A 23,037-nucleotide genomic window follows, 5' to 3' on the forward strand; every position below is an offset into this window, starting at 1 on the left:
TATGAATATTAAATTTTCGCCACCCGATATATCCGAAAAAGAAATAAAAGAGGTTGCCGAGGCCTTGAGTTCGGGTTGGATAACAACCGGACCGAGAGTAAAGAAACTCGAAAAAAAGATTGCGGAATATGTAGGAACGCCTAAGTGCGTTTGTCTTAATTCGCAAACGGCTTGTGCCGAAATGGCTTTGCGCGTCCTCGGGATCGGCGAAGGCGATGAGGTGATTACATCGGCATATACATACACCGCGTCGGCATCGGTTGTATGTCATGTCGGGGCAAAGCTCATCCTTGTGGATACACAAAAAGACAGTCTTGAACCGGATTATAAGGCATTGGAAAACGCGATTACCGATCGTACAAAAGCCATTATTCCTATTGATTTGGGTGGAGTGCCTTGCGACTACGACAAGATATTCGAGATTGTAAACCGCAAGAATAATCTGTTTGTGCCGAATAACGATATACAAAAAGCAATCGGCAGAGTTGCGGTTTTAGCAGACACCGCCCATGCTTTCGGCGCGGAATGGCACGGTAAAAAAGTGGGGAGTATTGCCGATTTCTCGTCTTTTAGTTTTCATGCTGTGAAAAATTTTACAACAGGCGAGGGCGGTGCGCTTACTTGGAAGCATATCGACGGCATTGACGACGAGGCTATTTATAAGCAACTGCAACTGCTGTCGCTTCACGGGCAGAATAAGGACGCGCTTGCAAAGACACAGCTCGGCGCGTGGGAGTACGACATTATCGGTACTTGGTATAAGTGCAATATGACCGACGTTGCGGCGGCAATGGGATTGGCGCAGTTCGAGCGTTATCCGCAAATGTTAAAGCGGCGGCGCGAAATTATCGAAAAATACGATAAAGCGTTTAAGCCGCTCGGCATAAAGGCTTTGCCGCATTATACGGACGAGCATACTTCGTCGGGGCATTTGTATATAACGCGAGTACCGAATATAACAGCCGAACAGCGCAGTGAAATCATCACTCTTATGGCGCAAAAGGGAATCGCTTGTAACGTGCATTATAAGCCATTGCCTATGCACACGGCATATAAGCAAATGGGGTTCGATATACGAAATTATCCGAATGCTTATGCGCAGTTTGCAAATGAAATCACTTTACCGCTACACACTTGTCTTACCGATGTGGAAGTGGATTATATCATCGAAAACTATTGCGAAATCGTTACCGAGTATTTGTATGCTGATTAAGAAATGGAAAAAAATTCCCGAAGAAATGAAGAATGACGCAGTATATCAATATTGGTTAATGCTTCGCAAAAAGAATTTTTCGTTGTTTTGGAAGCGCGTGTTTGACATTGTAGTGTCGTTATTGATGCTGATACTTTTGTCGCCGTTGTATTTGATTCTCGCGATAGCGATTAAGTGCGATTCGAAAGGACCCGTGTTTTATAGGCAAGAGAGAGTAACGCAGTACGGGTGCAGATTCCGTATTCATAAGTTCAGAACGATGTATGTGCATGATGAAACGGGCAATGACGTTACTGTAGCGAACGACGATAGAATAACAAGGCTTGGACGCAAAATCAGACACCTAAGATTGGATGAAACCGCACAAATTTTTGATGTATTCTTGGGTTCTATGACATTCGTAGGCACACGCCCGGAAGTGCCGAAATATGTGGAGCAGTATACCGACGAAATGAAAGCAACTTTACTGCTTCCCGCAGGGGTTACGAGTCTTGCAAGCATTAAGTATAAGGACGAAGATAAGTTGCTCGAAAATGCCGAAAACACCGATGAAACGTATGTAAACGAGGTGCTTCCCGGCAAGATGGAATATAACTTACGGGCTTTACGCAAATACGGCTTTTGGCGAGATATAGGCACAATGTTTCAAACCGTAGGTGCGGTGCTAAAGAGGTAGAGAATGTACGGAAAAGTTTCAATCATAATGCCCAATTATAATTGCGAAAAGTTTATCGAAGAAACGATAAGCTCTGTTTTGGCGCAAACTTATGAGAATTGGGAATTGTTGATAGTTGACGATTGTTCAACGGACAGTTCGGTGGAAATAATAAAGAATTACTGCAAAAATGACGATAGAATTAAGTTGTTTATCAATGAAAGAAACAGCGGTGCGGCGTCTTCCCGAAATTGGGCGTTGCGGGAAGCAACAGGTAAATGGATAGCATTTCTTGACAGTGATGATATATGGTTTCCCGAAAAACTTGAAAAACAACTCGCTTTTATGGTTGAAAATGGGTACAAATTTACGTTTACAAAATATAAGCAGATCGATGAACAATCTCAACCGTTAGGAAAGGTAGTTATAGGACCGCCAAAAATCTCAAAAAGGAAGATGAAGTATTGTTGTTGTTATTTGGGCTGTTTGACGGTTATGTATGATGCTGAAACGGTGGGGGTTATTCAAATCGATGAGTCTATTAGAAAACGCAATGACGATGCTATGTGGTTAAAAGTTCGTAAGTTTGCCGATGCATATTATCTTGACGAGTTGTTAGCGGCATATAGAGTTAGAAAAGGCTCTATCTCACATCAAGGCAAATGGAGTCTTGTGAAATATCATTATAAATTATATCGCATCGGGGATAACAGAAATCCGATAAGTGCGTTTTTTTGTATGATAAAAAATATCGCAAAAGTGTTCAAGAAAAAGAAGAAGTACGTAATAAACGAGGGAGTAAAATGATAAAAATAGCTGTCGCTGGAACGGGCTACGTGGGATTGGCAAATGCAATATTACTATCGCAACATAATGAAGTAGTAGCAGTTGATATTGTTCCCGAAAAAGTAGAAAAAATAAACAATAAGATTTCCCCAATTGCTGATAAAGAAATTGAGGAATATTTGACCGCAAAAAATTTGCATTTAACGGCAACTACCGATGCCGAGTCGGCTTATCGCGATGCCGAATTCGTCATTATAAGTACGCCTACAAATTATGATGACGAGAAAAACTATTTTGATACAAGTTCCGTAGAAAATGCTATAGAAACTGTGCTTGCCGTCAATCGCAATGCAACAATTGTAATTAAATCTACGATTCCCGTCGGCTATACGGAAAGTATAATCGCAAAATATAAATACAATAAAATCTTGTTTTCGCCCGAGTTTTTGAGAGAGGGAAAAGCTCTTTATGACAATTTGTATCCGTCGAGAATTATTGTGGGCAGTCCACAAGGCGTAGATGACATGAAAACACAAGCAGAGAAATTTTCACGACTATTACAGAAGGGTGCGATTAAACAAGAAATTCCCACATTGATTATGCAAGCGACCGAAGCCGAAGCTGTGAAGTTATTTGCTAATACCTATTTAGCGTTGCGCGTGTCTTACTTTAATGAATTGGACACCTATGCCGAAATTAAGGGGTTGGACACAAAATCAATTATTGAGGGCATAGGTTATGATCCACGAATAGGCAATTATTATAATAATCCATCTTTTGGTTATGGCGGTTATTGCTTGCCTAAAGATACCAAACAGCTTAGGGCGAATTATAAAGATGTGCCGGAGAATTTGATTAGTGCAATCGTTCAAGCAAACGAAACACGAAAAGATTTTATAGCAAGCGATATAATAAGATTTCTGGAAAGTAAAAAATCCGATAAACCCGTTGTTGGAATTTATAGACTTACAATGAAATCTGGTTCTGATAATTTTAGGCAGAGTGCCATACAAGGAATAATAGAAAGGTTGTTAAAGTGTAGCATAACGGTTTGTATTTATGAGCCAACGCTTTCATCGAGCGTTTATATGAATTGCAGTGTTATAAAAAATATTGATATTTTTAAGTCGGAGTCCACGATAATCGTTACCAATCGGTTTGAGAATCAGTTAAAAAATGTGGTAGGTAAGATTTATACTAGGGATATTTATAGTAGGGATTAAATATTGAAAACTCAATTATTATTTCCATCTAGAATAATTCTGTTATTCAAAAATAAAGTATTAAGTATAACTAAAAATGGAGTGAAGATTATAAGTGAAGGTATTGGTGTTGGCAACCGATTATCCGGATAATAACGGTAAAGTTTCTCTGATGTATATTCATACAAGAAATTTAGCTTATATTAAAAACGGGTATGAAGTGGTTGTTTTGAATTTTTCGGCAGAAGTCGGATATTTGAAAGACGGTATACGCGTAATAACTTTTCAAGAGTACAAGCAGAATATAGAGCCTGCCGATATTTTGTTGTGTCATGCTGCAAATTTGAGAAATCATTACAAGTTTTTAAAAAAATATCAAAAGTTATATGAGTCAATTGTGTTTTTCTATCATGGACACGAGGTTTTGAAAATCAATAAAGTATATTCCAAACCTTATTTCTATAAAAAGGAAAACGGATTTAAAGTTGTATTGAGAAATTGGTACGATTCTTTTAAGTTGCATGTTTGGCGAAAGTATTTGCCAAAAATTATGCATAAAAGTAAGTTGATATTCGTTTCGAACTGGATGAAAAATGAGTTTGAAAAATGGGTTTTTCCTTTGAAAGATTATTCAAACAGAGTATTTATTACGTATAATTGCGTTGGTAAAGAATTTGAGACATTACAGTTCGATTCGAAGAAAGATAAAGAATACGATTTTATAACTGTACGTTCGTTCTTAGACGGTTCGAAATATGCGGTAGACTTAGTAATTAAGATAGCTTCTAAATATCCACAGTACAAATTTTGCGTAATCGGTCGCGGAGAAATATTTAAGTATTTCGGTAAACCGGATAATATTACTTGGATTGATCGATATATGAGCCATGATGATATTTTGGCACAGTTGAATAATGCAAAGTTTGCTTTAATGCCGACCAGAACAGATGCGCAAGGTTTAATGGCTTGTGAAATGGCTACATTTGGAATGCCGCTAATAACCTCTACGATTCCGGTGTGTTATGAGATTTTTGATTCTTTCAAAAATGTTGCTTATATAGATAATGACAGTGAATTCGAGAATTTTGATCAACTGATTAATAATTTGTCTGCGGTAAAAGAAAAAAACACTAAATACTTTGAATGTAATACAATAGCAAACGAATTGCAAATTTTCGAGCGGGAGATACAGGAATGAAGAAAGTAATGTTAGTATTCGGGACTCGTCCGGAGGCAATAAAAATGTGTCCGCTTGTCAACGAATTAAAAAAAAGGGAAAATATAGAAACGGTAGTTTGTGTTACGGGACAACATAGACAAATGCTTGATCAAGTATTGCAGGCGTTTAATGTTATTCCCGATTATGACCTTAGTATAATGAAGGATAAGCAAACTTTGTTTGACATTACTACTAACATTATGAACTCAATAAAAACAGTTTTGGAAGAAGCCCAACCGGATGTTGTATTGGTGCATGGGGATACGTCCACAACTTTTGTAACTGCATTGGCGTGTTATTATTTACGGATTCCGGTCGGACATGTTGAAGCAGGATTGCGCACATATAACATATACAGCCCTTATCCAGAAGAATTTAATAGACAAGCGGTATCTATAATAAGCAGCTATAATTTTGCGCCTACGGAACTGTCCCGACAAAATCTTATTAGAGAGGGACATAAAGAAGAGAGTATATATGTGACCGGAAATACTGCTATTGATGCACTCAAAACTACAGTGCGAAAAGATTATGTTCATTCTGAATTGGAGTGGGCATCGGATAGTAGGCTTATTATGATTACGGCGCATAGACGTGAAAACTTGGGACAACCCATGCACAATATGTTTCGTGCGATTCGTAAAGTTATGGAAGAATATAGCGACACAAAAGCTATATACCCTATACACATGAATCCTGTTGTGCGCAAGGCTGCCGAAGAAGAATTGGGTGATTTTGACAGAATTCATATAATAGAACCATTGGATGTGTTGGATTTCCATAATTTCTTGGCTAAGTCATATTTGATTCTTACAGATAGCGGCGGCATACAAGAAGAAGCCCCGTCATTGGGCAAGCCGGTTTTGGTAATGCGAGATACTACCGAGCGTCCCGAGGGTATAGAAGCGGGTACATTAAAGTTAGTGGGGACAATGGAAGATGTTATTTATAATAATTTCAGCCGTCTTTTATCGGATGAACATGAATATCAAAAGATGGCGCATGCAAGTAATCCTTATGGAGATGGTTTAGCTTCTAAACGTATTGCTGATATTTTATCTCAAAAAGTGTGATAAGTTTACGATAAATTAAATTTATACTAATTTATTTGTTAATGTGAAAAGTAAGGTAACTATTACTAATAAATGATGATTTATTTTTGTTTGGTAATATGGCTTCTTATAATTGGAAAGATTTGTTTTCCTAATTATAGAAAATGTTATTCTAAAGCAACGCGTAAGAGTTTTATAGTGTTGTTCTTTTTTGCTTGTGCAATTTTAAGCGGTTTTAGGTGTTTGCATGTTGGAGTAGATACAATAAATTATAAACATCAATTTGACTTGGTTGCCGCCTCATCTTGGAGCGATATATTTAGTTCATTCTATTTTAATAGCATGGAAATCGGTTACGTGCTATTCATGAAATTATGTTCAACAATATTTAATAATTATATTATTTTTCAAGTAATAGAATCAGTTATTTTTTTGTGCCTATTTGGAAGATTTATTATAGATAGTACGAATCATGTGTTTTTAGCGTGTTGCGTGTTTTTGGGTATAGGTATTTTTTTGGATTTTATGAACGTAACTCGACAAGTGTTTGCTGTTGCTGTAGTAATCAATGGACTATGTGATTTAAGGAAAAAACACGCTATAAGAGCATTTATAGTGTTGATTATTGCAGTTACTATTCAAATTAGTTCAGCAGTATTTTTAATATCATACATCTTGTATTTTTTGAGAAATAAGAATTTAATAATGAAATTACTTCCATTGTGTAGCATATTTGTGCTCGTTTTTTCCGAATTATTTGTAAATATAGTAATCGCATTTTTTCCTAAATATGAGAATTATCTTATGAGAAATTCAATCAACCAGTCAGCGCATTTTATTATTTTGGTATGGTTGATTATTGTTTTTATGGCACTGTTGACCATTTATGGACGAAAGAAAGCGAATCCTTTTAGTAATGTAATTGCTTTATTTTGTATTTTTTACGTGATATGTAATTGTTTGGGATTTAAATATAATTATTTTGAGAGAGTTGGTTTGTATTTTGTTCCGTTTGTTTTATTGCTCTTGCCAGAATTTGTAGCAAGAATAAAAAATAAACGATTAAAGGACGCTATAAACTTTTGTATGGTCTTTGGATTTACTATGCTTTTTTTAATTAGTTCAACTGGTTCAAAGCAATATCAGAATTACCATTTATTAGGTGGAGATGATTTATGAGTTTAGTATCTATAATAGTTCCTATATACAATGTTGAAAGGTATATTAATGATTGTGTTAAAAGCCTACTAAAGCAAACTTACAATAATATTGAGATTATATTGGTAGATGATGGATCTACTGATATGTCGGGTATGATATGTGACAACTTAAAATCGAACGATAATAGGATTAAAGTAATTCACAAACGGAATGGGGGCTTATCTGATGCGCGGAATGAAGGGATAAACATTGCATCTGGCAAGTATTTAACATTTATTGATAGTGATGATGTGGTTGAAATTGACTTTGTGGAATATTTATATAATCTTTTAATCGAAAATGATGCTGAAATGTCGGTGTGTCATTATAGAAAAATAGATGAGCAAGGAAACATTATAAGCGAGACTATAAAAGATAATGATGAGCTTGTAATAGGAAATAATTCTTGCATGGAGAAGTTTTTTAAAGGCAATGATATAGGTACCGTAGCGTGGGGCAAGCTCTATAAAACAGAATTGTTTAGAAAAATAAGATATCCCGTGGGTAAATATCATGAGGATGTATTTACGACTTATAAAGTTGTTGCTCTATGCGACAAAATAGCAATCGGGGCAAAGGCGAAATATTTATATCGACTAAGGCATAACAGTATTGTGAATCAAGAATTTTCTCTTAAACACTTGGATGCAGTGGAGGCTAATATTGAACGATCGCAATTTATACTTGCGACATATCCAAAATTGTATGATTACGCTTGTGCTGGAATAATATATGCCGCAAATCAATGTGTGATGAAATTGATACAAACCAAAAAAAATTATCCAATACAAGTGTCATATTTAAAATGTCAATATAAAAATTATAGTAAATATTATCTCAAAATAACCCACAGTAAATTAAAAAAATTATTTGTAAGATTTGCTAAACTAAATCTTTCACTATTCATAAAGATATGTAAACCATTTAGAGGCTTTTTAAATGAATATAAAGGTAGATAATATATTTGTAGACTATTTTGATACAATAGCTTTCCGAAACATTCATCCGGATAAAACAAAAGAACTGTGGGCGCAAAGAATGGCGCGTGCAGTTGACTATTCTGTATTGCCCGACCAACTTTTGAAATATCGTTTATCGTCCGAAAAAATGCTGGCGATGTGGGTAGAAAACGGGCAGTATTCATATAATGAGTTAATGCAGTCTATATATAACAAGATAGAAAGACATACGCACGGCTACGCAATCACTAAAGATGAATTTATAAATATTGCAAAAAATATTGAGGAAGAAATTGAATGTGAAAGTCAGTATCCGAATATAAAAATCATTGATTTTTTGCGACAAGCAAAATTATCCGGTAAGCGCGTATATCTTGTGTCGGATTTTTATTTGGGTAAGGATTCATATAGTAAATTTTTTGAAAAACTTGGTATTAATGATTTATTCGATAAAATCTATATTTCGTGTGATTGCAAAGCAAGCAAAGCAAACGGTTCATTATATCGGTTTATTATGGAGCAAGAAACAATTGCTGCATATGACATAATTATGATAGGCGACACAAAAAGCTCCGATTATCTTGTCCCCAAACAAATGGGCATATCAGTAAAATACATTCCGAATAAACAACAAAAGAAAATGTATAAAAATCAAGTTAAGCAGAGCAATAAAAAAAGAGCAATACGAATTTCCAATAAGAGATCTTCGTGGAGCAACTACTCTTACTCGTTATATTTGTTCTGCGATAGATTATATGTAGAGTGTAAGCAAAAGAATGTAAATAAACTCTTTTTTTTGGCGAGGGAAGGCAAATTTTTAAAATTACTTTTTGACCGATATTTACAAACTAAGAAGGATGGTATTTCGACCGCATATTTATATGTTTCGCGTAATTCTACATTTATAGCTTCTATGCAAGATTTGAGTGCAGAAACTTTTGATGTGCTCTTTCGACAATATAATAAGTTTTCCATTAGATCATTTTTGAAAGCGTTATGCTTTACCGATAGCGAAATTGAGACTATATCTTGCGATAATAAAGATGAAATAATAATAGATTTTCAAAAGAGTTCGACTTTTGAAAAATTGAAATCCGATGATACATTCTGTGATATATATGACAGGAAACGAATGGAGCAGAAAAACAATTTTATTAAGCATTTGAAAAATGTCGGGTATAGTGAAGGAGATAATATAAATATAGTTGATGTTGGTTGGAAAGGCTCAATGCAAGACAACATACACAGAATAATGGGACATGGTATATCAATAAACGGTTATTATTTGGGGCTTGTCGGACAAGGAAATTTATCATCCGATAACGATAAAATAGGGTTACTGTTCGATTGGGCAACAAACCGTTCGATTGCTCATTCAGACGTTTATTTATATGAATATATTTTGTATGAGATGATTTTATCGGCGGATCACGGAAAGACAATAGGGTATGACGATAACGGACAACCTATCATTAAAGACGATGAAGATGTGCAGGCTTATAAGCGGTATGTGGGTAAAATTCAAAATGGCATATTAAAGAAATTTAGCGAAATATGCAAGCTATATGACGGCGATATTTTGATAAATAACGATATTAACATATTTGAAAAAATTCATTTGAGGCTTTTCAAACACATGTCGTTTAATGAAATAAACACATGGTATAATTTGTTGGTGTTACACCGTGATAGCTTTTTGGGCTTGAATTGTAATGAGTATTCACGAATTTCTTTTTTAATAAAGAAGAAAGTTAAACCTTATATAAGATTGAAACAATACGTGTTGCGGAGTATATGATAATGAAAAAACGAATGTTGATTTGCCATTGGAATATGGTAATAGGCGGAATAGAGACTGCGCTTATTAATATGTTAAAGCGCATCGATCCCAATCAATTTGAAGTTGATTTGTTATTGGAAGAAAAGCGAGGAGATTTTCTTGAATTTATTCCTGCTTATGTAAATGTGTTTGATAGTGCTTCTATAGGCTTATTGCACGGTAGCACCAAAAAAGCGTTATTACATGAGCTTAAACGCTTTAGATTTATTTCTGCCGCAAAGGTATTGTACTATTGGGAAAAAAGAGATTTGCGTCGATTTGATTGTTTTTATCGAAAGGCTAAACATATGCAATATGATATTGCAATTAGTTATAGTATGCATTCTCTCGGATTGTTGAGATTTGTCAACGATTACGTCGAAGCTCCGATAAAATTGGTCTTTTTGCATGGAGAACCGACTCGTGATAAAACTGATTCTTGTAAATTCTTGATGTTGGACAGGGAAAAATGCTTATATAATTATGATGGTATTTTTGGAGTTTCAAACGGAATTACAGAGAAATTTACATCATTATATCCTCAGTATGCGGATAAATGCCAAACGATATACAATTTTATGGATGTTGAGCGATATTATGAAAGAGCAGACGAGTTCCATTGTGTAGAAATGACACCCGAAAATGTAAATATCCTTTCGGTTGGAAGATTTGCTCAAGAAAAGAATTTTTTAATTATACCATATGTGTGTGAAGAATTAAATCGTAAAGGAATAAATTACAAGTGGTTTATTATCGGTGACGGTAGCGAACGTGAACAAGCGCAAGCAGAAATAGCTAAGAGAGGATTACAGAATAGATTATATTTGTTGGGAGCTAAAAAAAATCCATATCCATACTATAAAGCTTGTGATTTATATTGTCAGACCTCTAAGTCGGAGGCTTATTGTACGACTGTAAATGAAGCGCGCATCTTTAATAAACCGATTGTATCGACCATGTTTCCTGGGATAACCGAGCAACTTGCTGATGGACAAGGGGGAATTATAGTAGAAATCACCCCTCGGGCTATTGCCGAAGGCATTATTAAAATCATTGAGATGAGTGAGCTTGATAAGCAAAATATGCTAAAAAAATCGGCTTACCCTAACGCGCTTGAAGAAAACGCGGGAAATAAATTTTTTGAAATTATAGGGCAGAAAACTAATTAAATGGATAAAAAACGCGGCATACTTAACGTATCGATTTCAATAATATTCAAACTTGTCATTCTAGTAGTGAGTATTGTGACAAGAAGATTTTTGATACGTTATGTCGGTAACGAGGCAAACGGATTAGACTCACTATACACAAGCATAGTGGGGGTTTTATCGATTGCCGAATTGGGTATAGGTACGGCAATCGTTTTTTGTATGTACAAGCCCATAGTAGAAGGCGATTCGGACAAGGTGTCGGCGCTTTACGGATTATTCAAAAGAGTATATCTCATCATCGGCGGAATTATTGCTGTCTGCGGTTGCCTTGTTATGCCGTTGCTTCCGTACCTTGCAAAAGATTATCAAGCTATGGACGTCAATTTGTATTTGACGTTCGGACTAATGCTGATATCGGTTGTGCTTACTTATGCGTTCAGTGCAAAAATATCGCTAATCAATGCTTATAAAAACAACTATATCACTACAACAATCAATTCCGGCGGGCAACTGTTGCAATATGGATTGCAAATCATTGTTCTATTGTGCACGCAGTCGTTTGTATGGTATCTTGTCTGCCGCATCATTGCGGTTGCCGTACAGTGGGGTGTGACGGAAGTAGTTGCACACATCAAATATAAAACCGTTATCAAGAATAAGCGCGCCATAGACTCCGACACGAAAAAGGAAGTCACCAAAAACGTCAAAGCTATGTTTATGCATAAAATCGGCGGTGTGCTCGTCAATACCGCCGACAGTATCATCATATCTGCGTTTATCGGTGTCGTAATACTCGGAAAATACACTAATTATACCGTGATAATGACGGCGATGACGGGAACGATCACTTTATTTTTTACGCCGCTGACCTCGGTTATCGGACACATGTGTGTGGAAGAAAATAAGGAGCAAATACAAAAATATTATAATTTCTTTTATACATTTAATTATATTCTCGGTTTGATTTTCTTTTTGGGATATTATTCGGTAATAGACAATCTTGTCACGATATGTTTTGGTGGAAATTTGGAAATGGCAAAATCGATATCCCTTGTCATTACCGTAAATTATTTTATACAGTTCATGCGGCAATCAACACTGCTTTTCAAAGACGCAACCGGTATGTTCTATTATGATAGGTGGAAACCGTTAATAGAAGGAGTGTTAAATATAGGGCTGTCAATAGGTTTTGTATATTTGTTTGAATATCTTTGGGGTGCGGAGTTCGCTGTTGTCGGTGTAATTGCCGCTACAGTAGTTACAAATTTGACGATTTGTCATATAGTGGAGCCGTATGTATTATATAAACATGCATTACAAACGAGCGTCAAGCCATATTATATTCGCAATTATCTGTATATCGCAGTGTTTATTGGATTATTGTTTGCATTGCATTTTTCAATGATACAAGATGATAATCAATGGTTGGAGTTGTTTTCCAACGGGGGCATTTCGCTCGCGTATTCTTTGACGGTATCGGCAGTAGTTGTCCTTATAAATAAAGATTTTCGTCATTATGCCAAGAATTTCTTACTACGACTTAAACGGCATAAAGATAAGAAACTGCAGACCGTTGTTGACACGAGTGGAGTGGGTGCAGAGCAGACATTTGAAGATGTGAATATATCGAATGAGAATAGTATTATCAATGAAGATGCAAACAGTGATGTGGTTGTCGAAAAAGATAGTCTTGTCGTTAAAAATTCAGATGATAACAACAAAACTTAATGGGTAAGTTATAAGTTCAATAAGTTACATTTGCTCTTGAGATAATCAGGAGCAAATTTTTTATCCGAAACTAAATTAGGTGAGAGCGTCATTGCTTGATTAAGCGACAGGTTTATGGTATAATTTCCTTATGCAAAAGGGCTATAGAATAATCTCCGTTGAGGCGGCGGATATATACAAACACGAACAAGAAAACGGCGTTGCTGTCGGGTACAAGTTGCCTGATATAAAAAGCGACGCCTATTTTTGGTTATTCAAAAACAAATTGGATTATTCGTTGGATAGCATTGAGCTCGAAAAGGTGTATACTCGAATTTGCCGTAAGAAGTTTGCCTTTGTGGACGAACATAATAATAGCTATACCCTCGCCGTTGTCAATGTGAAGTTTAATTATACATATAAGCCGGAGAACGGCAAACCTATAAAAGTCAAACAACTGCGAAAATACTTTTATACCAACGGTTTTAACGTGAACGGTATTCACTATGTCAGATATAAGCGTAGTGCGGGAAGTTCGCGCGAAGGCACTTGCTTATTCATAGACGAGCGGTTATATAAACACATGACGAAATGGAGCGAGTGCGGGCTGAAACCGAAAAGCGATCTGGCTTCGTGGGAATCGTATAGAGCTTTGTCGCTTTCTTCCATTAAAGGCATAATAAACATTCCTCTCAACGGTATCCTTTTCGTTCCTGACTATAAAAGCATATTTACAGATGAAGTTGTTTCCGTAGAAATGCAGGACGGTAAATTGACCGCTCAAACGAAACAAACGCAAATCTGTAACGACATTTGGGACGGAGAAAGCCTTTTAGATGAGAGCTTGTTCGTAGGTAATTACGCGGATAAGCATATGCTACTTTTGCGAAATAAGTTTTTCAAATCGTGCGCCTTTAAGACAAAACTTCAAAAATGGATGCGCGTCAAAAACATTACTCTCGCCGATCTAAAAGCGCGTGGCTTTATCACGCTTGCAATGGACATAAGTCAAATTGTAATGGTAACAACGCCTAACAGCCTAAAATATCTTAAATTTGTTGGCGCGCTTAACGAAAAGAATTTTCGCCAATGGGCAGAGAGCGTAAACAGCACATTCGGCGTAGTCAAATGGGATAAACGTACAAGATATTTCGGCGGAAGATTAGTACAGAGCAGTTATCAACTGTTGAATACTCTTGGATTAAACGAACAACAAGCCGAACAGCTACTGCAACCGAGCATAAACTATATTTCTCTTATTCGTAAAGATATAGATTTTATGCGCTATCATTTCACCGATGCTTTTGCAAGGGAAAAGGATGAGGAATCGGAGAATCTCAACGGACTTGCCGAACGTGCCGACGTTATTTTTACTTTGATGCATAAGTGCCCGCATTTTGACGAAACCGAGCTGTATGCCAACTTCCGTGACGACGTGGTCGGGAGCTTAAAAGAAAGATTAAGGCGCGGACATATTCTTTTGAATGGCACGAACGCTACTCTGTTTGGTAACGGCGCGGAGCTGTTAAAATATATTGCGGGCGAAGAAATTACAAGCGAATTAAAGCACGGACAGATTCGCTGTGAAAGATTCGAGAACGGCACAAAGCTATTGTGCGCTCGTTCGCCGCATATAACTATGGGAAACATCTATCTCGTTGAAAACAATCTCGACGGAGATATTTGGAATTACTTTGATTTGGGAGAGAACATTGTCTGCGTAAACGCTATAAACGAAAACATACAGCAACGGCTAAACGGTTGTGACTACGATTCAGATACAATGCTCATTACGGACGATAAGTTGTTAGTTGAAGCGGCGGAGAAGTATAATGACTTTTTCAAAGTTCCCGTTTGTAGTATAGCGTCTGTAGGCGAAGCGAGTAACGCGCTTTCGGAACTCGACCACAAGACAAGCGAAAATAAAATCGGCGAAATCGTTAATTTATCGCAAAAGCTCAACAGCCTTATTTGGGATAAACTCAATAATGGTGCAAGTGTGCCAGATATACTTCCTATCTATGAGGACGTTTGTAAGCTTGCCGTTCTTTCGGGATTGGAAATAGACAAAGCCAAACGCGCCTACGACAATGTGAATGTCGGTACGGAGCTTAATGCCCTACGTAAAAAGTACAACGATCCCGCGCCTATATTCTTTCGGGAGATAGACGAAAATGCGAAAGACAAGCAATATGCTTTTTACAATACCGCGATGGATTACATATACAAGCTCGTAAATAAAGTGCAGTTTCGCAAAGGAAGAGAGCAATTCAATTTAACGATTCCTATTTCTATGAGCTTGTCATATAATATTGCTTCTGGTAACGCAACGGAATATAGACACAAGGATAGGATTGTCGAGATAATCGATGAGTATAAAGCAAGCATAAATCAGCTGTATATGGCGCTTCGCTCTGCGGACGAGCACGAACGTGAAGTTATATACGAAAGGATTTTCAATGAGAAAACGGAGCGAGATAAACAAGTTTCCAAATGGTTGACAAATGAGAACGTGTTTATTCTTGTGCTGCGGCATTACGAAAAGAACAGCGCTTCCGATTGGCATATATATGCAGCGCTTATAAATCACCCTATGTTTTCGGATCTTCTTACCGAACTATACGATAGATTTATTATCAAGGTAGTGGAAGATCCCAATGGCGAGTATTCTCTATACGGTCAAAAATTTGCAAAAAAGTTCTGAAAAATGAGAATGAGCTGATACGAAAGTGGTACTATTTGTGCCACAACCTGCGGCAATAACTACGTTAAATTACCTAAAACGGCTCAATTTAGGTTGAATTAAGGCTATTTTACAGAAAAAACTGTGGCAATTTGGTACACATAAATAATTCTCTAATCGGCGTAATAGGACGCGAACGAACAGAACGCGAATACGGCTCGACTGTGAACAACGGTCGGGCTTTTATATTGCTTGAACAAAGCATATAGCAAATAGATTTTCAAGGAGGAACAAGCAAACAAAAAACAAGGCGTAGCCGTAAGCCTTAAAATAACGGTAAACGACAATTAAATATTAGAAGTGAAAACTGTGTCTGTCGGTAATAGCGAGGAACGTATTTGGCTTGCCAAATACCCGCCGACAAGTCGTTGCCTCGTTAGGGGCAAGCCCCTAATACCCCAGATAAACGGAACGAACAAGGAGGGAAAATTATAGGTAACAGAACAAGACCGTTTGCTTATACATTCAGGGCAACGGACAAAGAAAGACAAATCATTGATGAGAAGATAAAACAAAGCGGACTTACTATGACCGAGTTTATAATAAGGGCGATTAAGGACAAGCCTATCACCGTAATCGAGAACGCCGGCGAAATTTTGACTGAACTGAAACGGCAAGGAAACAATCTCAATCAAGCGGTAAGGAATAATTATTACGGCATAGAAACGGAACGAGAGTTAAATGACTGCATTGGAGAACTCAAAAATTTATACCGTAAAAATTCTATTGCTATGGGCGGTGCGTAATGCCGCTTCTTAAATGCAGTGCCGGAAAAGCAAAACCGCAATCTGCTATCGGGTACATAACAAACCCGAATAAAGCGGAAATAGTATCTGTAAGGAATCTATTCGAGGATGAGGACTACGCCAAGCAGTTCGAAGAAACAGCGGCTATGTACGGAAAAGGCAAAGGATATAACGAGCGCAAGTATTATCATTTCAAGCTGTCGTGTGCGCGGCAAGATAACCTTACTCCACAAGAAGCACATAAGTTTGCGGAAGAAGTTGCGGAAAAGCTGTTTGGAGATTACGAATGCGTATTAGCCACGCATACGGATACCAATACGGTTCACAGTCATATAATCGTAAACGCCGTGGATCCGCTTACGGGCAAGAAGTTACAGTTCGGCCCCAAAGATTACGTTTCAATGAAAGATGAAGTGAATCGTTTGGGTAAAGAACACGGCTATACCGAAACAGACTTTCGTAAACGCGGCAAGAACAGTCGTACCGCCGCAGAAAGAAAGATTATACTCAACGGCGGCGTGTCTTGGAAAGAGGAATTGCGAGAAGTCATTGTTGAAGCTATCGGGAAATCTCATAACGAGCAAGAGTTCAAAGACTATCTCAAAGCGTGCTACGGCGTCGAGATAACACGAAGCGGTAAAGATTATTCCTATCTACATCCGCAAAAACAAAAGCCTATCCGAGGGGCAAAGCTCGGAACAAATTATACAAAAAGCGAGGTATTAGGAAAACTTGGAGAACAAAATAACGGGATTAAGTCCACGGAAAATAACGGACGAGAACGAAGCGGTGGATTTGTCGGACAATCTTCCGGCACAGGCATTGTGCGAGCAAATAGATCTACTCACCGCGGAAGCGCGGGAAGGGCTATTGTACAAAGCCTTGACTGTATCGAACGCGAAATGCAACAAATTAGTTTCGGAGCAGAATGCGCGAATCGAGGAACTGACGCGGCAAGTGAAGAACGTAAGATTGAGCGTGAACGAGCTCGAATGGAATCAGAAAGAAGAAAACGAGAGCTTGCTCGGCAGAATGCGGCAGCAGTCCGAGAATATGCAGACGAGCATAAAGGAGAATGTTCGAGAGCTGAAGAATCTGACGGAGCAGATACAAACCGAAGTAAGAACAGCTACAGCAAAGGCGACTGACGAGGCGGCAAAGGTTTTAACAAAACGGATTAACGACATGACAAATGACACAATAGAAAAAGTAAACGCACGTGCTGCCGCGATTACCGAGAAAGTAAAAGCCGCCGAACAAGAGATAGTCCATGTAAAAGATGACATACATTACGAGCGCGGCTTTCGTAAATTCTTCTTTTGGGCAACGCCGATAATGTTGCTCATACAAACCGTTGCCATAATCATCTTGGCAATTTAATTAAAGTAATATAAGAAATCGACCGTGAAGAATATGTCCATAGGAATATGAAAGAGCAAAGGATTGAAAGAGTATTCACGGCATTTTAATATGGAAAACCATAGTAATTCCGAGTGTAAGGCGTTTTGCATAATTTTATGCGAAGCGTCTTATAGAACGGATAACACAGAAAAATATGTCTCATTTCTGTGTTAAGATACGTGCATAGAACACGGAGGAAATCGAATATGAAAAACAGAAATTATTTGTAAAGAAATTTTGGAGGGAAAGTGGCGAGAAATCATAAACAGGGAGATAGTACGGATTATTTGTCCGCACCGAAAACGAGTGCGACTATGAATCTAAACGGGACGAGCTATTTGGTAGAAAGCTATTATACCGGGAATAAAAACATCCACGATACTATAATAAGGATAGCGGAAAATGCGGCGTATGCGGAAATGTACGATGATAGAAAAATTAAAGGAGCGCACATCGCATGATCCGCTTGAATTTAAGAGGTAAATATGATAGAATATAAGCAAGTGAAAAAATTGCTTTGGTTCGGGAGGTAAAACATGGGACCTAAGCAAAACAAAAACTACATAGTAGGAATTTATGTAAGACTCAGCAGAGACGACGAACGCGCGGGCGAATCGCTGTCTATCGAAAACCAAAAGATATTGGTTACCAAGTACGTTAAAGAGAAAGGTTGGCAAATCAAAGACGTCTATGTCGACGACGGCTACAGCGGCACGAATTTCGAGCGACCGGGAATCAAATGGTTGCTCGACGACGCGAAAGCGGGAGAGATCAATACGATTGTCGTAAAAGACTTATCCCGTTTCGGCAGAAATTATATTCTTGTCGGGCAATATATCGATTATGTGTTTCCATCGTTCGGAATACGGTTTATAGCCATAGAAGATAGAGTCGATACGGAAAGTAAAGATACTTCCGCAATGGATATGCTTCCGATCATGAATGTGTTCAATGAATGGCATTCCGCAAATACGAGCAAAAAGATTCGCGCCGTCAGAGCGTCGTGTGCGCAAGCCGGGAAGTATTTGGCGTCGAAAGCTCCGTACGGTTACACAAGGGCAGAAGATAAGTGCCATACGCCGATTATAGACGAAGAAGCGGCGCAAGTTGTGCGACATATTTTCGAACGACGTGCTCAAGGCGAAAGTCCGTATAAGATAGCGCTTGATTTGCAAGCGGCGGGAGTTCCGTCTCCCGCCGTGTATGCGGAAAGAAAGTTCGGCAAGCAATATACTCGTTCGAAATGGAATCTATGGTCCGCCGCGTCGGTGAAAATCATTTTGGCACAACCGCTTTATGTGGGAGATTTGGTACAGCAGAAAGTCAAGCACATTTCCTATAAGAACAAGAAAGTCGTAAAAGTTCCGCAGGAAGAACAAGTCGTAATTCCGAATAATCACGAGCCGATTATAAGCCGTGAGCTTTGGGATAAGGTAAAGGAAGTAGAAACGGCGGCAAGTAAAGGCAAGATGACGAAAGAGCGGGTTACGCCGCCGCTTTCGGGAATCATGCGGTGTTCGACGTGCGGTTGCGCTATGGAGTATCATAGGACGGCAAGCGGCAAAAGGCGTAAAGTTATCGTGACGTATGAATGCGGTAGAAGAAATCGATTCGGCGTGGACAAATGCACGAGCCATTATATCAACGGGGAAGTGATAGATAAAATCATTCTCGAAGATATACGCTCGAAAGCAAAGATCGTAGCCGAGGACGAGGATAGAATTCGCCAAAGGTTTATCGAACGCAACGCTCTGCTTGCGAAACAATCGGATAAAGAGGCGGTTAAGTCGATACAAGCGAAAAAGGCGAGAATCGCTACCTTGGACGGCTTGATGAGCAAGGCATACGAAGATAAACTATTGGGTAAAATGCCCGAAGAACTTTGTGTGAAGTTTATCGATCGATATACTGCCGAGCAAGCGACGTTGCAAAAGGTAGTCGCGGATTTGGAAGCCGGCTTGAAACAGGCAAAGGACATGCGCGAGAATATCGACGACTTTATGAGCCGAATCAAAAAGTATTTGGACGTTACCGTTATAACGCGCGAAATGGTACTCGAACTATTCGATCGGATTATCATAGGCGAGAAATTTACGCCTAACGGCGAGCCGCGTGTAATTCAACTGGTTTATAAGGTAGATATAAATTCTATTTTGTAGACCGAAACGGCGTAGAAACTGTTCCCCATACGGTAATTACGCAGACGAGGGGATATCGGGAACGTCGTTGAAACGTAGGGATAAATTTAACGCTATGATTGAAGCGTGTCGGCGTGGCGAATATGACCTCATAGTAACAAAGAGTGTTTCGCGGTTTGCGCGAAATATTGTCGATTGTCTTTCGCTTGTGCGAGAATTAAAGAATCAAGTTCCGCCGGTCGGTGTACTGTTCGAAACGGATTCTATATACACATTATCCGAAGAATCGGAGCTAAAGCTGTCCATTTTTGCAAGTATGGCTCAGGCGGAATCGGAGAAAAAAAGCGAAAGTATGGTGTGGTCACTGAAAGAGCGATTTAAGCACAATAAATTACTCACTCCCGAATTATATGGATATACGCGACCGAGAGACGGCGGCGGTCATTATATTAAGTACGGTATATTGGAAATAGTCGAATCCGAGGCCATGGTGGTAAGGTTTATATTCGACGCGTTCCTTGCGGGGTTTTCGATAGAACGTATAGCCGAAATATTAAATGAGATGGAGATAAAAACTCGTTCCGAGAAAGAGTGGACGGCAGGCTCTATAAATTACATAATTCGAAATGAGCGGTACTGCGGCAGTGTGCTGACATGGAAGACTTTTACCGCCGATATTTTCGAACATAAAAAGAAAAAGAATAGAAATGACCGTGACCAGTTCTTATATTCAAATCACCATCCTGCTATTATCAGTGTCGAGCAGTTCGAAGCGGCACAGAATCTATTATATAATAGACGGCACGGAATGCGTGGGGGATTGCCTATTATGCAAGTCATAGACGACGGGATTTTCTCCGGCTATGTTCCAATCAACCATCATTGGGCGAACGACGATCCCGCCGAATATTATAAAGCGTCTGACAGCGTGGAAACTACAAGAATTGATCGTAAGATACGGCGTTCGGCATTCAGTATGTTTGACTTGACGGGGTATCAAGTGGTGCGCGGGTTGTTTATGTCATCAAGGTCGGAATTGCCTTGTATGACAATATCTGCGGACAAGATAGTATTTAATTCTGCTTGCGGACGAAAATTATCGGATTATTCGTATATTCAATTATTATTGCATCCCACTGAAAGAAAAATGGCTATAAGACCGTGTAATGCCGATGATACATTCAGCATATCTTGGCGTAAATCAAGAACGGGCGAGCCTGTTTTGATAAAGACCATTTCGTGTCCTTATTTCGGAAAAGCCTTAATGCAAATAATGGATTGGAATCCCGAATTTAATTATAGAATTATCGGAACGTGGATAGAGTGCGGTCCCGATTGCTTAATGGTATTTAATTTGACCAAGGCGTTACCGATAGCACAAATCTTCGATGATGAGGATTCCGAATCAATGCGTAGGCGTAGAGTTCCGATGTGTCCCGAAGAGTGGGAAGAAACATTCGGCGATGAGTTTTATCAGTTCAGTTTGGACAATGAATTGTATTATATAAAACCGCGTCAAGCATTACAAAGCGGCGTCAAATGCCGGGATGCAGCCGAGCAGACGATTCCGATTTTGTCGTACAATGAAATTATGCAAAACGCTATGAATCTTAAAACGGGAGTAGTAGACCATGAGTGAAAATGAATATATAGTCGAGTTGGCTGAAGGCGAGGAGCAGGAGGTAATAAATCTTGCGGGGTATCAAGTCGCCAAGGCTGAACTTTTTGCGCATACTCGTGAGCCCGCCATAACAGTTTGGGATAACAAAATTAAATTCAATATGGCTTGTTTGCGTAAATTCCCCGGCGTTACGCATATTCAGCTTCTTATTCATCCCGACGAGAAAAGGCTAATTGTTCGACCGTGTGAGCCCGATGCGCCCGATTCTTTGCGGTGGGCGAGCGGCGGCGGCGAGAAAGAGATAAAGGCACGGGATATGTTATGCCAAATTTTTGCAGCGAAACTGTTTGAGTTGATGCAGTGGGATAAGCAGTACAAATACAAAATGCTCGGCAAGCCTGCAATCTATAATAATGAAGGACTGTATTTATTCAAACTAACCGATTTTGAATTATTCGTTAATAACGGTACAAAGAAGCGGCGCTCTTATTTCCCCGCAGATTGGAGAGAGTGTTTCGGTGTCCCAGTAGAAGAACACGAAGAGGCGTACAAAATCGATTTAGCGGAAGGTTATGTATCGACAAATGAAGTAGGAGGAGAAAAACATGATTGATACATTAATGTCTGAGCTGAACTTGGATGGGTTTCAGCTTGTCAGCGGTAATCTTTTCAGTACACTGTCTGCACCGACGATGACGATATGGCCCGATTCGATTTCATTTAGTCAAACAGCTTATTCAACATTAAATAATTGTGATGCTATTACGCTTATGTTGAATAAAAATAAAAAATCCATAGCGGTTTCGTCTGTGCAAACATCTCATCCTAATGCAATTATTTGGAAAAAAGGAAGAGATACTGTTAAATACAGCAAAATAAGCTGTACTACTTTTGCTCGTAAACTTTATGACGAGTGGGGGTATGATCCGAAATATCGGTACAAGGCACTTGGGCGGCTCGTAACTGCCGAAAAAAGAGTCATGCTTCTTTTTGAATTCAGTTCCGCAGTAGCAGAAAGAATAGGAAAGTAAAATGGCTGAATTGACAAATATTTCGTTTTATGGGAAAACGGGGTGCATACGGATTTTCAAGCAGTCAATTAGAGCGATAGGGATGCCGAGTTTTATTCAGTTTCGCATTAGCTCGGACGCATCGTCGCTGGTGTTAGAGCCGTTCGATAGAATATCTTTAACATCGTTTCGCGTGCCGCAACCGATTAATAATGAGGAATCGAGGATGGAAGTATACAGTAAAGGCTTTATTTATGGCTTAGCAAAGAGAATGGATTGGAATAAAGACTGTTCATATCGAGTACCGGGAAAGGTTTTGCGAAAGCAAGGAATAGTCTTATATGATTTGAGCAAAGCTGAAATAATTCCAAGCGATGATCGAGTTCAACCGATTATAAGATAGTATTAATTTAAG

The 23,037-nt window shown here is 38.6% G+C and carries 20 protein-coding genes; all 20 read left to right on the top strand.

Annotated elements, in window-relative coordinates; genetic code table 11:
- Window position 1 precedes the first annotated feature (1 nt).
- The 20 genes from NFR62_RS05040 to NFR62_RS05135 all read left to right on the top strand — a co-directional run bounded on the left by NFR62_RS05040 (window position 2) and on the right by NFR62_RS05135 (window position 23,025).
- Window positions 2-1,213: a DegT/DnrJ/EryC1/StrS family aminotransferase gene (locus tag NFR62_RS05040; RefSeq protein WP_251546320.1), complete on the top strand. Its 1,212-nt coding sequence runs from the start codon at window positions 2-4 to the stop codon at window positions 1,211-1,213.
- Window positions 1,203-1,889, top strand: coding sequence for a sugar transferase (locus NFR62_RS05045; protein WP_476748510.1), 687 nt, complete (start codon window positions 1,203-1,205; stop codon window positions 1,887-1,889). Before NFR62_RS05040 ends, NFR62_RS05045 begins: the two co-directional genes overlap by 11 nt.
- A 3-nt stretch (window positions 1,890-1,892) precedes the next feature.
- Complete coding sequence (locus NFR62_RS05050; protein WP_251546318.1) at window positions 1,893-2,675, top strand: glycosyltransferase family 2 protein; 783 nt, start codon at window positions 1,893-1,895, stop codon at window positions 2,673-2,675.
- Window positions 2,675-3,877 (top strand): nucleotide sugar dehydrogenase, encoded by a 1,203-nt coding sequence (locus NFR62_RS05055; RefSeq protein WP_251546483.1) that lies wholly within the window; start codon window positions 2,675-2,677, stop codon window positions 3,875-3,877. Before NFR62_RS05050 ends, NFR62_RS05055 begins: the two co-directional genes overlap by 1 nt.
- A 94-nt stretch (window positions 3,878-3,971) precedes the next feature.
- Window positions 3,972-5,054: a glycosyltransferase family 4 protein gene (locus NFR62_RS05060; protein ID WP_251546316.1), complete on the top strand. Its 1,083-nt coding sequence runs from the start codon at window positions 3,972-3,974 to the stop codon at window positions 5,052-5,054.
- The gene (gene wecB / locus NFR62_RS05065; protein WP_251546314.1) at window positions 5,051-6,148 is read left to right on the top strand and encodes a non-hydrolyzing UDP-N-acetylglucosamine 2-epimerase; all 1,098 of its coding nucleotides are present in this window, start codon (window positions 5,051-5,053) and stop codon (window positions 6,146-6,148) included. Before NFR62_RS05060 ends, wecB begins: the two co-directional genes overlap by 4 nt.
- 72 nt (window positions 6,149-6,220) lie before the next feature.
- Complete coding sequence (locus NFR62_RS05070; protein WP_251615239.1) at window positions 6,221-7,306, top strand: EpsG family protein; 1,086 nt, start codon at window positions 6,221-6,223, stop codon at window positions 7,304-7,306.
- Entirely contained in the window at window positions 7,303-8,286 is a 984-nt protein-coding gene (locus tag NFR62_RS05075; RefSeq protein WP_251546310.1) for a glycosyltransferase family 2 protein, read from the top strand. The genes NFR62_RS05070 and NFR62_RS05075 overlap by 4 nt, the downstream gene beginning before the upstream one ends.
- Entirely contained in the window at window positions 8,267-10,084 is a 1,818-nt protein-coding gene (locus NFR62_RS05080) for an HAD hydrolase-like protein (RefSeq protein ID WP_251546308.1), read from the top strand. Before NFR62_RS05075 ends, NFR62_RS05080 begins: the two co-directional genes overlap by 20 nt.
- Before the next feature lie 2 nt (window positions 10,085-10,086).
- Window positions 10,087-11,274 (top strand): glycosyltransferase, encoded by a 1,188-nt coding sequence (locus NFR62_RS05085; protein ID WP_251546306.1) that lies wholly within the window; start codon window positions 10,087-10,089, stop codon window positions 11,272-11,274.
- A 75-nt stretch (window positions 11,275-11,349) separates the two neighbouring features.
- Window positions 11,350-12,984 carry a lipopolysaccharide biosynthesis protein gene (locus tag NFR62_RS05090; protein ID WP_251615241.1) on the top strand — a complete coding sequence of 545 codons (1,635 nt, stop codon included), beginning with the start codon at window positions 11,350-11,352 and terminating at the stop codon, window positions 12,982-12,984.
- 130 nt (window positions 12,985-13,114) lie between these two features.
- Window positions 13,115-15,667: a hypothetical protein gene (locus NFR62_RS05095; RefSeq protein ID WP_251546302.1), complete on the top strand. Its 2,553-nt coding sequence runs from the start codon at window positions 13,115-13,117 to the stop codon at window positions 15,665-15,667.
- 470 nt (window positions 15,668-16,137) lie between these two features.
- The gene (locus NFR62_RS05100; RefSeq protein WP_275556883.1) at window positions 16,138-16,452 is read left to right on the top strand and encodes a plasmid mobilization protein; all 315 of its coding nucleotides are present in this window, start codon (window positions 16,138-16,140) and stop codon (window positions 16,450-16,452) included.
- Window positions 16,452-17,600 carry a relaxase/mobilization nuclease domain-containing protein gene (locus tag NFR62_RS05105; protein WP_251546301.1) on the top strand — a complete coding sequence of 383 codons (1,149 nt, stop codon included), beginning with the start codon at window positions 16,452-16,454 and terminating at the stop codon, window positions 17,598-17,600. Before NFR62_RS05100 ends, NFR62_RS05105 begins: the two co-directional genes overlap by 1 nt.
- 37 nt (window positions 17,601-17,637) lie before the next feature.
- Window positions 17,638-17,832 carry a hypothetical protein gene (locus tag NFR62_RS05110; RefSeq protein ID WP_251546299.1) on the top strand — a complete coding sequence of 65 codons (195 nt, stop codon included), beginning with the start codon at window positions 17,638-17,640 and terminating at the stop codon, window positions 17,830-17,832.
- Window positions 17,833-18,389: 557 nt separating this feature from the next.
- Window positions 18,390-20,012, top strand: a complete 1,623-nt coding sequence (locus tag NFR62_RS05115; protein ID WP_251546297.1) for a recombinase family protein — start codon at window positions 18,390-18,392, stop codon at window positions 20,010-20,012.
- A complete protein-coding gene (locus NFR62_RS05120) occupies window positions 19,999-21,630 on the top strand; it encodes a recombinase family protein (RefSeq protein WP_275556884.1) in 1,632 nt (543 codons plus the stop codon). Before NFR62_RS05115 ends, NFR62_RS05120 begins: the two co-directional genes overlap by 14 nt.
- On the top strand, window positions 21,623-22,225 hold the full coding sequence (locus NFR62_RS05125) for an integrase (protein ID WP_251615245.1): 603 nt from the start codon (window positions 21,623-21,625) through the stop codon (window positions 22,223-22,225). The genes NFR62_RS05120 and NFR62_RS05125 overlap by 8 nt, the downstream gene beginning before the upstream one ends.
- Window positions 22,218-22,643 carry a hypothetical protein gene (locus NFR62_RS05130; RefSeq protein ID WP_251615248.1) on the top strand — a complete coding sequence of 142 codons (426 nt, stop codon included), beginning with the start codon at window positions 22,218-22,220 and terminating at the stop codon, window positions 22,641-22,643. The genes NFR62_RS05125 and NFR62_RS05130 overlap by 8 nt, the downstream gene beginning before the upstream one ends.
- 1 nt (window position 22,644) lies before the next feature.
- A complete protein-coding gene (locus NFR62_RS05135) occupies window positions 22,645-23,025 on the top strand; it encodes a hypothetical protein (RefSeq protein ID WP_251615251.1) in 381 nt (126 codons plus the stop codon).
- Window positions 23,026-23,037 lie beyond the last annotated feature (12 nt).

The organism is Pumilibacter muris (assembly GCF_943193045.1).
Taxonomy (GTDB): Bacteria; Bacillota; Clostridia; order Christensenellales; family Pumilibacteraceae; genus Pumilibacter; species Pumilibacter muris.

Coding starts and splice junctions, on each gene's coding strand:
- NFR62_RS05105 (WP_251546301.1), top strand. CDS start 16,452: ATGCCGCTTCTTAAATGCAGTGCCGGAAAAGCAAAACCGCAATCTGCT.
- wecB (WP_251546314.1), top strand. CDS start 5,051: ATGAAGAAAGTAATGTTAGTATTCGGGACTCGTCCGGAGGCAATAAAA.
- NFR62_RS05040 (WP_251546320.1), top strand. CDS start 2: ATGAATATTAAATTTTCGCCACCCGATATATCCGAAAAAGAAATAAAA.
- NFR62_RS05110 (WP_251546299.1), top strand. CDS start 17,638: ATGACAAATGACACAATAGAAAAAGTAAACGCACGTGCTGCCGCGATT.
- NFR62_RS05115 (WP_251546297.1), top strand. CDS start 18,390: ATGGGACCTAAGCAAAACAAAAACTACATAGTAGGAATTTATGTAAGA.
- NFR62_RS05080 (WP_251546308.1), top strand. CDS start 8,267: ATGAATATAAAGGTAGATAATATATTTGTAGACTATTTTGATACAATA.
- NFR62_RS05095 (WP_251546302.1), top strand. CDS start 13,115: ATGCAAAAGGGCTATAGAATAATCTCCGTTGAGGCGGCGGATATATAC.
- NFR62_RS05050 (WP_251546318.1), top strand. CDS start 1,893: ATGTACGGAAAAGTTTCAATCATAATGCCCAATTATAATTGCGAAAAG.
- NFR62_RS05075 (WP_251546310.1), top strand. CDS start 7,303: ATGAGTTTAGTATCTATAATAGTTCCTATATACAATGTTGAAAGGTAT.
- NFR62_RS05135 (WP_251615251.1), top strand. CDS start 22,645: ATGGCTGAATTGACAAATATTTCGTTTTATGGGAAAACGGGGTGCATA.
- NFR62_RS05045 (WP_476748510.1), top strand. CDS start 1,203: ATGCTGATTAAGAAATGGAAAAAAATTCCCGAAGAAATGAAGAATGAC.
- NFR62_RS05125 (WP_251615245.1), top strand. CDS start 21,623: ATGAGTGAAAATGAATATATAGTCGAGTTGGCTGAAGGCGAGGAGCAG.
- NFR62_RS05085 (WP_251546306.1), top strand. CDS start 10,087: ATGAAAAAACGAATGTTGATTTGCCATTGGAATATGGTAATAGGCGGA.
- NFR62_RS05130 (WP_251615248.1), top strand. CDS start 22,218: ATGATTGATACATTAATGTCTGAGCTGAACTTGGATGGGTTTCAGCTT.
- NFR62_RS05070 (WP_251615239.1), top strand. CDS start 6,221: ATGATGATTTATTTTTGTTTGGTAATATGGCTTCTTATAATTGGAAAG.